Here is a 10,549-nt window from a genome sequence, read left to right as displayed (position 1 = left end):
TCTCTCGTCATGGAGGGCATTGGCGCTCCACGCGCGGCGACCCCCTCTGTCGCCTTCGGCGACATCTCCCCCTCAAGGGGGGAGATTATGGGCGACGCCTCAATGCAATAAAAACTCCCCATCCACCTTCCGCCACTCGTTCGGCGCGATCAGCTTCTGATGCGTGTAGGTGACCGAATGCAGCGGTCCGTCGAGCTTCGTCTTCCAGAATTCGATGAAGCGGATCAGCACCGGAAACTTCGGCGCGACGTCGTAGTCCTGCCAAATGAAGCTTTGCAGCAAATGCGGGTGGTCGGGGAAGTGGTAGAGGATTTTGGCCGTGGTCAACCCATAGCCCCTGAGCATCAGGTCCATTTCGGAGTGGTCGTGCATGGCAGCCCCCTTAAGGCTCGATCTCCTTTCCTCCCAATGTTCGATTCTGCGCTCAGTTGCTTAACTGTCTATTGAATTTTGCTGATCGCAACCGGCTTTTCCTTCGCCAAAACAGTTGGTTAGCAGCGATGGGTAACGAGTGCTGACAGCGTTTCAGCGTTTCCCCTGCGTCATCCCGCCGCGCGAATCCAACGTCTAATATTGCCGTCACGACGGAACTGTTAATAATGCCCGCGAATTCGCGGCTGCGTCGCCGCGATACCGCCGGCGATCTAAGCCGGCGGAACGGTTTGGGAGGAAGGCAAAGAAATGTCCGATGTTCATGTGCACCGCGTCCAGCCGGCGTGGAAGAAGAACGCGCTGATCGACAACGAAACCTATCTCAAATGGTACGCCGACAGCGTGAAGAACCCGGACAAGTTCTGGGGCAAGCACGGCAAGCGTATCGACTGGTTCAAGCCGTTCACCAAGGTCAAGAACACCTCCTTCGACGGCAAGGTTTCGATCAAGTGGTTCGAGGACGGGCAGACCAATGTTTCCTACAACTGCATCGACCGGCATCTGAAGAAGCGCGGCGGCCAGACCGCCATCATCTGGGAGGGCGACAACCCCTACGATGACAGGAAGATCACCTACAACGAGCTTTACGCGCATGTCTGCCGCTTCGCCAACGTGCTGAAGAAGCACGGCGTCAAGAAAGGCGACCGCGTCACCATCTACATGCCGATGATCCCGGAGACGGCCTATGCGATGCTGGCCTGCACCCGCATCGGCGCCATCCACTCGGTCGTCTTCGGCGGCTTCTCGCCCGACGCTCTCGCCGGGCGCATCGACGACTGCAAGTCGACCGTCGTCGTCACTACGGACGAGGGCCTGCGCGGCGGCAAGCCGATCCCGCTGAAGGACAACGCCGACAAGGCGATCGACATCGCAGCCAAGGCCGGCACGAAGGTCGAGAAGGTGGTGGTCGTGCGGCGCACCGGCGGCAAGACCGGCTGGGTGCCGGGTCGCGACGTCTGGTACCACGACGAGGCAGCGACCGTTAAGGCCGACTGCAAGCCGGAGAAGATGAAGGCGGAGGACCCGCTGTTCATCCTCTACACCTCGGGCTCGACGGGCAAGCCGAAGGGCGTGCTGCACACCACGGCCGGCTATCTCGTCTATGCCTCGATGACACACCAATATGTCTTCGACTATCACGACGGCGACGTCTACTGGTGCACCGCCGATGTCGGCTGGGTCACCGGTCACAGCTACATCGTCTACGGGCCATTAGCCAACGGCGCCACGACGCTGATGTTCGAAGGCGTGCCGAACTACCCGTCGCAGTCGCGCTTCTGGGAAGTCATCGACAAGCACCAGGTCAACATCTTTTACACCGCGCCGACGGCGTTGCGCGCGCTGATGGGCGCCGGCGACAGCCATGTGAAGAAGACCTCGCGCAAGTCGCTGCGCGTGCTTGGTACCGTCGGCGAGCCGATCAATCCGGAAGCCTGGGAGTGGTACTACAACGTCGTCGGCAACGCCAAACTGCCGATTGTCGACACCTGGTGGCAGACCGAGACCGGCGGCATCCTGATCACGCCTCTGCCAGGCGCCACCGACCTCAAGCCGGGTTCGGCTACGCGGCCCTTCTTCGGCGTCAGGCCGCAGTTGGTCGACGGCGAGGGCAAGGTGCTCGAAGGAGCGGCCGACGGCAATCTCTGCATCATCGATGCATGGCCCGGCATGATGCGCACGGTCTATGGCGATCACGACCGCTTCGTGCAGACCTATTTCTCGACCTACAAGGGCAAGTACTTCACCGGCGACGGCTGCCGTCGCGACGCCGACGGCTACTACTGGATCACCGGCCGCGTCGACGACGTCATCAACGTTTCCGGCCACCGCATGGGCACGGCCGAAGTGGAGTCGGCGCTGGTCAGCCATGACATGGTCTCGGAAGCCGCCGTCGTCGGCTATCCGCACGACATCAAGGGGCAAGGGATTTACTGCTACGTCACGCTGATGGCCGGCACGACATCGAGCGAAGATCTCCGCAAGGAGCTCGTCACCCATGTCCGCAAGGAGATCGGCGCCATCGCGACACCAGACAAGATCCAGTTCGCTCCGGGCCTGCCCAAGACCCGCTCGGGCAAGATCATGCGGCGCATCCTGCGCAAGATCGCCGAGGACGATTACGGCGCGCTCGGCGACACCTCGACGCTCGCAGATCCGGCGGTCGTCGACGACCTGGTCGCCAACCGGCAGAACAAAAGGGCCTGATGACAGACAAGGCGGTGCTCGGAACCGTCAGTCATCTCTGGCGCTATCCGGCGAGCTCGCTCGCCGGCGAGCGCCAGGACGCGATCTCGGTCGGCCGCGAAACCATCGACGGCGACCGTCTGTTCGGCCTCGTGGATGCCGCGGACAACGAGATTGCCCGGCCCGACCGCGACGCCAAATGGCACAAGGTGCCGCGTATCCGCACCCGGCTGACCAACGATCGCGAACTTGAGGTGGCCGTCCCCGGCGGCGACTGGCTGAGCGCGCCCGGCACCGAATGCGATCATGCCGTGTCTGCCTATCTCGGCTTCACTGCCTCGATCCGGCCGTTCGGCCGGGAGAACGCGCCGCCGGCCTATGCCGGTCCGCTGACGCAGGCGCGCTATCGCAAGGCGCCGATCCATCTGCTGACCACCGCCTCGCTGGCGCGGTTGAAGACGCTGCATCCGGAAGGGGCGGCCGATCCGCGCCGCTTCCGCCCCAACATCGTCGTCGACATGGAGCCGGTCGAAGGCTCTTTCCCGGAGACGGAATGGATCGGCCGCAAGCTTGCGGTCGGCGATCTGCTGCTCACCATCTCGGAACCCTGCCGCCGCTGCGGCTTCACCATCATTGCGCAGGACGGCTTCGACAACGATCCAGGCATCCTGCGCAACCTGGTGCGCCACAACGCCCACAATCTCGGCGTCTACTGCACCGTCGACCGGCCCGCGCGGATCGAGGTCGGCGCGCCGATGCGCTTCGTGTAGGCTTATCGATACAAATCCACACGCGTTGGCGGCAGGCCGCTTGGCCCCCGCGCGCGCCTGGTGGCGACGGTCTGGAAAATCTGCGCCGAGGCCCGCTCGAAGGCAATCGAGCAGCCGGAGAGATAGAGCAGCCAGAGCCGCGCCTTCGCCTCGCCGACCTCGGCGATCGCCTCATCGAAGCGCGCGTGCAGACGCTCCGCCCAGAGCCTGCAGGTGCGCGCGTAGTGCTCACGCAAGTTCTCGACGTCATGGACCAGGAAGCCATGCGCCTCGAGATTGCCGAGCGTCATGCCGATCGTGTCGAGCTCGCCGCCGGGAAAGATATATTTGATCAGCGCCTTGTATTCCGGGCCCTTGCGCAGTGTCTTGCGGATGTCGCCCTTGCTGCGCCTGGTGATGGCGTGGTGCAGATAGATGCCGCCGGGCTTGAGCAGGCGATTGACGGCCGAGAAGTAGGCGTCGTGGTTGGCGAGCCCCAGATGCTCGAACATGCCGATCGACGAGATCTTGTCGAACGTGCCGGAGAGCTCGGCATACGACTTTATCTCGATGGTGATGCGATCCTCCAGCCCCTCGGCGCGAATGCGCTCGCGGGCAAGCTCCGTCTGGGCTTGCGACAGCGAGACGCCGTGGCCGACGACGCCGTAGTTCTTCGCCGCATGGATGAGCATCGCGCCCCAGCCGCAGCCGATGTCCAGCAGACTTTCGCCTGGCTTCAGCCTGAGCTTGCGGCAGATGTGATCGAGCTTGTCGACCTGTGCCTGGTCGATGCCATTGGCGAAATCCTGGAAGTAACCGCAGCTGTAGACCATGCGCTCGTCGAGGAAGAGCCGGTAGAAGGCATTCGAGATGTCGTAGTGATGCTGGATCGCCGCCTTGTTCGACCCGCTGACATAGGGATTGCGCCCGGAGAGGTCGGTGCGCGCCGTCATCTGCCTTCGCGAAAACAAGACAGCCGGCAGGTCGCGCAGGATTGCCAGCTTCGGCAGGGACTTGAGCTTCGTCTTGAGCTTGCCTTGCGAAGGCAGGGCGTAGAAATCGAACAGCGTGCCTTCTTCGATGTCGACGGTCTTGGATATCCACATCTCGACCAGCGTCGAGAAGGCCGGCCGCCGCACCAGTTGCCAGACGATGTCCTGGTCGTTGATGGCGAGCACCGGACCGCCGGCGGGGCCGATCCGCTCGCCGGTCCACAGCCTGACCGCAAAGCCGGGCTTCAGAGTCTCGACGACCGTTCGCACGATCCGCGCGGCCCTGTCGGCGGCATTCATTCCCACCTCCCGATACGTCGAATACGCCCGCTGGCTTGAGCCACTGTCGTCCAATTCGCCTTGGGACCGCAATCCCGATCTGTTGCGCAAATGCACTACTCGAGGATTTCCCGTCTGGCCATTCCGTTGCGGCACCTTGTCATTTGCCGCGACACACCCCATTCTTTGGGCCGTGTTCAACCAATCGAAAGGAGGTGATCCGATGTCGAGTGATTTCGTTTTCCATAACGTGAGCTCAGCGGATTGCACTTCCGGGAAGCAGTCTTCCCGTTAAGGCGCGAGACGCGCGGCAGGTGACCCGATGGGGTCGCCGCCATGAGCCGCGTCATGGACGGAAACACGGAAGGCCGCCGGCTTCGTCAAGAAGCGGCGGCCTTTTCCTTTTGGACCAATAGCGATCGAGGAAGGGGTGAACGGCGTTTCCGGGAAACGATGAACCGCTCCAGCATCGAAGCGGGTCAGCGGCGGTGCTGGAGCCGTCGTTTAATGCATGTCGCCCAAAAGTGTGCAGCGGTTTTGGGAGAACGACATGCATCAAAACAAGAACTTAAAGCACGTCGCGTGGATCCGTTTCAGCTTGACGCGCTTTAACAGCCGCCTGCCTATGCCAGCATCTGCGCGCTTACCGTGCGGTCGATGCCGTGCTGCGGCGGATTGAACCGGTTGCTTACCTGCTCATAGGTCCAGACCTTGAACAGGCCGAGCCGGTGCGGCCCGAAACTGTGCAGCAGCGGCACGTCCGTGGCGTCGCGGCCGCGCGCAATCACGACGCGGCCTATCCTGGGGCAATTGTGGCGCGGATCGAACGTGTACCATTTGCCGTCAAGGAATGCTTCCATCCAGGCCGAGAAATCCATCGGCGCGGGATCGGCCGGCACGCCGATATCGCCGAGATAGCCGTTCACATAGCGCGCCGGAATGTTCATCGAGCGGCAAAGCGTGATCGCGAGATGCGCGAAATCGCGGCACACGCCGACGCGCTCTTCATGCGCCTGCGCCGCGGTGCGCGTGGCGCGGGCATAGCCGTAGCCGAAGGAAAGCCGGCTGTGGACATAATCGACGATCGCTTGCACGCGCGCCCACCCGGGCGGGAGACGGCCGAAAAGCTGCCAGGCGAGGCCGCCGAGGTGATCGGTTTCGCAATAGCGGCTGCCGAGCAGGTAGACGAGCACGTCGTCCGGCAGGTCCGCCACCGGCGTTTCGTGCGCCAGCCTGTTGACTTCGTCGCATTCGCCGCTGTCCTCGACCGCTGCGTCATAGAGGATACGGAAGCCGCCGGCCGGCGCGGTGAAGCGGCGGCAGATGTTGCCGTAGCGGTCGCGATAGGTCCGGGTCGGCACGGAAGGCGAGGTGAGCACCCGCGTCTGTCGTTTGATATCGGCATGGCGATCGGGGTGGATGTCGAGGAGCGAGACGATCGGCGTCGCCGCGACGCATTCGATAGCGATTTCGTAGCCGAGCCGGATCAGCATCGCATTCCCCCCTTTTTTATGATCGGGAAGAAGAACGCGGCAACCCGGAGGTTGTTCCTGCGGCGGATGGAAATCGTCGGCGCGACTTCTCACGCAGCGCCGGCGGCGCTAAAATAAGGAACGTTTCGCCCCTCCCCGAAAACGATTCTCCAGGAAATCCGATGTTCGTAGGCAGAAAGTTCGCCGCCTTCCTTTTCGACATGGACGGCACGGTGCTCAACTCGATCGCGGCGGCGGAACGCGTGTGGACCCACTGGGCAAATCGCCATGGTCTCGACGTGGCAAGTTTCCTGCCGACGATCCATGGCAGGCGCGCGAGAGAGACGATCGCCGCGCTCAAGCTTCCGGGCGTCGATCCTGTTGCGGAAGCCGATGCGCTGCTCAAGGCCGAGGCCGACGACCTTGAAGGCATCGTGCCGATCCCGGGCGCGGTGGCGTTTCTGCAATCGCTGCCGCCCGAGCGGTGGGCGATCGTGACCTCGGCGCCGCGCGAGCTGGCGCTGCTGCGCATCGAGGCGGCCGGCATTCCGCTTCCCGCCATGATGGTCTCGGCGGAAGACGTCACCCGCGGCAAGCCCGCGCCCGACTGCTTCCTGCTCGCGGCAAAGCGCCTCGGCGTAGAGGCGCGCGACTGCCTGGTCTTCGAGGATGCTCCGGCCGGCATCGCGGCGGGCGAAGCTTCCGGTGCCTCGGTGATGGTGATCAGCGCCACGCATGTCCATCCGATGCGGACGCCACACGCCAGCATTGCTTCCTACGATGCGCTCGGCATCGCCACGGACGACAGCGGCTGGATGGTCATCGATAGGCAGCGTGACGCGGCCTAGGATATGCCGAGATTCAGGTCAGGCCGAGTCGAGGATGGTGAATTCCGAGAACCGGAACGGAGCGGACCTATGGGCCCGTGAGTACCGGCCTACGCCGGCCGTGGCCTTATCTGCCGCGCCACTCTCATGAATGCCTCGGCCGGCGAAGGCCGGAAGCGCAGGAAGCCGCCATCCGCAGGCCGGCCTCACCTGAATATCGGCATATCCGGCTAGAAGTCGCTGGTCAGACCCTTCACTTCCCAGTCGCCGTAGCGCCCGGGTTCGTTGCCGCCGCGGCCGCCGATCTCCTTCGCCAGGCGGGATTCCGCCTCGCGGTATGCCTTTCGCCTCGCCTCGGCCTCGGCAAGCGCGCGCTCCGCCGCCGGGGTCAGCGTCTTTCGCGGCTTTTCGGCCGCGGCGGCGGTTTCGGTTTTGCTGGACTGTGCGGTCATGCGATATGCCTTGCCGATTGAAACAGGGGGCCGATTGAAACAGAGGGCCGATTGAAACAGGGGGCCGATTGAAACAGAGACCGGCCTTTCCCATCATATAGCCATGATGCAAGACGGATCGACTCCTATTCGCCACCACGCCAAACGGACCAGACGATGAACACGCTTCGCACTGCTATGCTTCTCGCCGCGATGACGGCGCTGTTCATGGGCGTCGGCTTTCTGATCGGCGGCACGGGCGGCATGATGATCGCGCTTTTGATCGCCGCCGGCATGAACTTGTTCAGCTATTGGAACGCCGACAAGATGGTGCTGTCGATGAACGGCGCCTTCGAGGTCGACGAAAGAAGCGACCCCAGATACTACAGGATAGTGCAGGGCCTCGCCCGGCGAGCCGGCCTGCCCATGCCGAAAGTGTACAAGATCGACACCCCACAGCCCAACGCCTTTGCCACCGGCCGCAATCCCGAGAATGCCGCCGTGGCTGCCTCGACCGGCCTGCTGCAGCAGCTTTCGGACGAAGAAGTCGCGGCGGTCATGGCGCATGAGCTTGCCCATGTGCAGCATCGCGACACGCTTACCATGACGATCGTCGCGACGCTTGCCGGCGCGATCTCGATGCTCGGCAATTTCGCCTTCTTCTTCGGCGGAAGCCGCGACAACAACAACCCGTTCGGCTTCGTCGGCGTGCTGGTGGCCATGCTGGTCGCGCCCTTCGCCGCCATGATCGTGCAGATGGCGGTGAGCCGCACCCGCGAATACGAGGCCGACCGGCGCGGCGCGGAGATCTGCGGCCGGCCGCTGTGGCTGGCCTCGGCGCTCGACAAGATCGCGCGCGGCGCCGAACGCATCCCCAACCTGGATGCCGAGCGCAATCCGGCGATGGCCCATCTTTTCATCATCAACCCGCTCTCGGGCGAGCGCATGGACAATCTGTTCTCGACCCATCCGAGCACCGAGAACCGTATCGCCGCCCTGCAGCAGATGGCGAGCGAGATGGGCAGCGCCTCTCGGGCCACGCGGCGCGAAGCGCCGATGGCGGCCGATGAGCCGCCGGCCGGGCCGTGGGGCAAGCCGGCCGAACCCGTGCCGCCAATCGAGCCGACGCGGCCAAAACCCAATCCATGGGGCCGCAACCCGACTGGACCCCGCGGCGCAGGACCCAAAGGTCCTTGGTCGTGAGCGGAGCGAAGCGCCGACCGCAAACCCCTGGCAGACGTGATGCAGGCGAGGCGATTGCCGGGCTTGCCGCGCGCAAGGCTGCCGCTCGGCTGCTTGCCGCCGTCATTGATGCCCGCACACCGCTCGACGGCCTGACCGACAACGAGCACGGCCATCCGCAATACAGGGCGCTTGATGCCCGCGACCGCGCGCTGGTGCGCGCCATCCTGGTCACGGCGCTGCGCTACCGCATGACCATTGCCGGCCTGCTGGCGAAGCGTCTGGAGAGGCCGCTGCCGGCCAACGCGACCGCGCTCTCGCACATCCTGCACGTGGCCGGCGCGCAGATCCTGTTCCTCGATATCCCCGACAGCGCCGCAGTCGATCTTGCCGTCACCCATGCCAAGTCCGATCCGCGCACGCTGCGCTTTTCCGGGCTCGTCAACGGCGTGCTGCGCTCGCTGGCGCGCGCCAAGGAGGCCGAGCTTGCGCCAACGCTTGCCGCGACCAGCGAGGCGCCGCAATGGTTTGCCGACCGGCTGACCGCCGCCTACGGCGCCGACAAGGCGCGGACCATCCTTGCCGCCCACCGCCACGAAGCGCCGGTCGATTTCACTGTCAAGTCCGACCCGGCACTCTGGGCCGAGCGGCTCGGCGGCATCGTGCTGCCGACCGGCACCGTGCGGATAGAAAAACTGCAGGCTGCGGTCACCGACTTGCCCGGCTTCACCGACGGCGCCTGGTGGGTGCAGGATGCGGCGGCAAGCCTCCCCGCGCGCCTGTTCGGCGACATCGAAGGGCAGCGCGTTGCCGACCTTTGCGCCGCGCCCGGCGGCAAGACGGCACAGCTCATCCTCGCCGGCGCCAATGTCACCGCCGTCGACACCTCGAAGAACCGGCTGGCGCGTCTGGCGCAGAATCTCGAGCGCCTCGGCCTGTCGGCGGAACTGGTGCAGACAGACCTGCTCGACTACCGGCCGGCGGAGCCGTTCGACGCCGTGCTTCTCGACGCCCCCTGCTCCTCGACCGGCACCGTGCGCCGCCATCCCGACGTGCCGTGGACAAAGACCATGGCTGATGTCGAGAAGCTCGCCACGCTCCAACGGAAGCTCCTCGCTCACGCCGTTAGCCTCGTCAGACCCGGTGGCCGGATTGTCTTTTCCAACTGTTCGCTCGACCCGATCGAGGGCGAAGATCTCTACCGCGCTTTCCTTGCCGAGACTCCCGGCGTGGCCGCCGATCCGATCCAAGCGGGCGAATTCGCCGGCGTCGACCCGTTCCTGACGCCAGAGGGCACCCTGCGCACGACACCCGCCGACATGGCGCTCGACTCACCGGGGATTTCCGGCCTGGACGGCTTTTTTGCCGCGCGGATGCGAAGGGCCGCTTAAAACGTTATTACATCAAACTTGCTGACTTTTTTAGGGACGGTCCCGGCGGCACCGCGTGAAGCGCTTCACGCCGGCGAAATCCGCCTTCGCATAAGTTCTTGAATCATATAAGCTTGTGCTTGGGTAGCGGACGATCAGGAGGGGATTTGGCACTTGTTGCCGGCAACACGACGCGTCTTTGGACGCTTGTCGCGAGGGAGTTTTGGCGCAAGACGCGCCGGCGTCTTCGCGCCGGTCCCGTCTATCGCTGGCGCTATTCCGGCCGCACGCCCGAGCGCGTGCTCATCGCGCCGCCGGATCTCAGGCTCGCCGATCCGCAGATCGCGCTCGAAATCTATTATGGGCGCTATCCGTTGTCCGGCCACATGGTGGAAACCGGCGGCAAATCGCCCTTTCAGATCAATGTGCCCAACCACGGCTGGCAAAAGACGCTGCACGGCTTCCGCTGGCTGCGCCATATGCGGGCCGCGGGCACCGAGCTTGCCGCCGCCAACGCACGGGCCCTGGTCTCCGACTGGATCGCCATGCACGGCAACCAGATATCCGGCGTCGCCTGGGAGCCGCGCACGACGGCCAAGCGGGTGATCGCCTGGCTGCAGCATTCCTCCGT

General features: G+C 64.3%; 10 protein-coding genes and 1 pseudogene. 7 read left to right on the top strand and 4 right to left on the bottom strand.

Features of this window, described 5'->3' with window-relative positions; genetic code table 11:
* Positions 1-99 precede the first annotated feature (99 nt).
* A complete protein-coding gene (locus EOA38_RS16180) occupies positions 100-372 on the bottom strand; it encodes an aspartate-semialdehyde dehydrogenase (protein WP_126091321.1) in 273 nt (90 codons plus the stop codon).
* Between the two features lie 309 nt (positions 373-681).
* Between EOA38_RS16180 and acs the strand changes: the two genes are divergently transcribed.
* Both acs and EOA38_RS16170 read left to right on the top strand, forming a co-directional pair.
* Positions 682-2,637, top strand: coding sequence for an acetate--CoA ligase (gene acs / locus EOA38_RS16175; protein WP_126091320.1), 1,956 nt, complete (start codon positions 682-684; stop codon positions 2,635-2,637).
* Positions 2,637-3,386, top strand: a complete 750-nt coding sequence (locus EOA38_RS16170; protein WP_127299670.1) for an MOSC domain-containing protein — start codon at positions 2,637-2,639, stop codon at positions 3,384-3,386. The genes acs and EOA38_RS16170 overlap by 1 nt, the downstream gene beginning before the upstream one ends.
* A gap of 2 nt (positions 3,387-3,388) precedes the next feature.
* On the opposite strand, the gene EOA38_RS16165 is transcribed toward EOA38_RS16170, so the two are convergent.
* A complete protein-coding gene (locus EOA38_RS16165) occupies positions 3,389-4,657 on the bottom strand; it encodes a cyclopropane-fatty-acyl-phospholipid synthase family protein (RefSeq protein ID WP_126091318.1) in 1,269 nt (422 codons plus the stop codon).
* A gap of 315 nt (positions 4,658-4,972) precedes the next feature.
* Between EOA38_RS16165 and EOA38_RS39205 the strand changes: the two genes are divergently transcribed.
* Positions 4,973-5,248: a hypothetical protein gene (locus EOA38_RS39205; RefSeq protein WP_189434695.1), complete on the top strand. Its 276-nt coding sequence runs from the start codon at positions 4,973-4,975 to the stop codon at positions 5,246-5,248.
* Between the two features lie 11 nt (positions 5,249-5,259).
* Here EOA38_RS39205 and EOA38_RS16160 read toward each other — a convergent pair whose 3' ends face one another.
* Positions 5,260-6,129 (bottom strand): transglutaminase family protein, encoded by an 870-nt coding sequence (locus tag EOA38_RS16160; RefSeq protein ID WP_126091317.1) that lies wholly within the window; start codon positions 6,127-6,129, stop codon positions 5,260-5,262.
* A gap of 161 nt (positions 6,130-6,290) precedes the next feature.
* Here EOA38_RS16160 and EOA38_RS16155 point away from each other — a divergent pair, with 161 nt between their 5' ends.
* Positions 6,291-6,956 (top strand): HAD-IA family hydrolase, encoded by a 666-nt coding sequence (locus EOA38_RS16155; RefSeq protein WP_127299669.1) that lies wholly within the window; start codon positions 6,291-6,293, stop codon positions 6,954-6,956.
* 209 nt (positions 6,957-7,165) lie between these two features.
* On the opposite strand, the gene EOA38_RS16150 is transcribed toward EOA38_RS16155, so the two are convergent.
* The gene (locus EOA38_RS16150; RefSeq protein ID WP_127299668.1) at positions 7,166-7,387 is read right to left on the bottom strand and encodes a DUF1674 domain-containing protein; all 222 of its coding nucleotides are present in this window, start codon (positions 7,385-7,387) and stop codon (positions 7,166-7,168) included.
* A gap of 156 nt (positions 7,388-7,543) precedes the next feature.
* Here EOA38_RS16150 and htpX point away from each other — a divergent pair, with 156 nt between their 5' ends.
* From htpX to EOA38_RS16135, 3 genes and pseudogenes are all read left to right on the top strand, one after another.
* Entirely contained in the window at positions 7,544-8,569 is a 1,026-nt protein-coding gene (gene htpX, locus EOA38_RS16145; protein WP_127299667.1) for a zinc metalloprotease HtpX, read from the top strand.
* Positions 8,560-9,939 carry an RsmB/NOP family class I SAM-dependent RNA methyltransferase gene (locus EOA38_RS16140; protein ID WP_245480847.1) on the top strand — a complete coding sequence of 460 codons (1,380 nt, stop codon included), beginning with the start codon at positions 8,560-8,562 and terminating at the stop codon, positions 9,937-9,939. Before htpX ends, EOA38_RS16140 begins: the two co-directional genes overlap by 10 nt.
* 146 nt (positions 9,940-10,085) lie before the next feature.
* Positions 10,086-10,549, top strand: a pseudogene (locus tag EOA38_RS16135) (heparinase); the annotation flags it as partial.

The sequence above is a fragment of the Mesorhizobium sp. M1E.F.Ca.ET.041.01.1.1 genome, assembly GCF_003997355.1.
Lineage (GTDB): Bacteria > Pseudomonadota > Alphaproteobacteria > Rhizobiales > Rhizobiaceae > Mesorhizobium.
The sequence above is the reverse complement of the archived record's forward strand: the minus strand, read 5'-3'. Positions and strand labels throughout refer to the sequence as shown.

Excerpts from the sequence above, each read along its gene's own strand:
- EOA38_RS16170 (WP_127299670.1), top strand. The coding sequence starts at position 2,637 with ATGACAGACAAGGCGGTGCTCGGAACCGTCAGTCATCTCTGGCGCTAT.
- EOA38_RS39205 (WP_189434695.1), top strand. The coding sequence starts at position 4,973 with ATGAGCCGCGTCATGGACGGAAACACGGAAGGCCGCCGGCTTCGTCAA.
- EOA38_RS16165 (WP_126091318.1), bottom strand. The coding sequence starts at position 4,657 with ATGAATGCCGCCGACAGGGCCGCGCGGATCGTGCGAACGGTCGTCGAG.
- htpX (WP_127299667.1), top strand. The coding sequence starts at position 7,544 with ATGAACACGCTTCGCACTGCTATGCTTCTCGCCGCGATGACGGCGCTG.
- EOA38_RS16180 (WP_126091321.1), bottom strand. The coding sequence starts at position 372 with ATGCACGACCACTCCGAAATGGACCTGATGCTCAGGGGCTATGGGTTG.
- acs (WP_126091320.1), top strand. The coding sequence starts at position 682 with ATGTCCGATGTTCATGTGCACCGCGTCCAGCCGGCGTGGAAGAAGAAC.
- EOA38_RS16150 (WP_127299668.1), bottom strand. The coding sequence starts at position 7,387 with ATGACCGCACAGTCCAGCAAAACCGAAACCGCCGCCGCGGCCGAAAAG.
- EOA38_RS16155 (WP_127299669.1), top strand. The coding sequence starts at position 6,291 with ATGTTCGTAGGCAGAAAGTTCGCCGCCTTCCTTTTCGACATGGACGGC.
- EOA38_RS16160 (WP_126091317.1), bottom strand. The coding sequence starts at position 6,129 with ATGCTGATCCGGCTCGGCTACGAAATCGCTATCGAATGCGTCGCGGCG.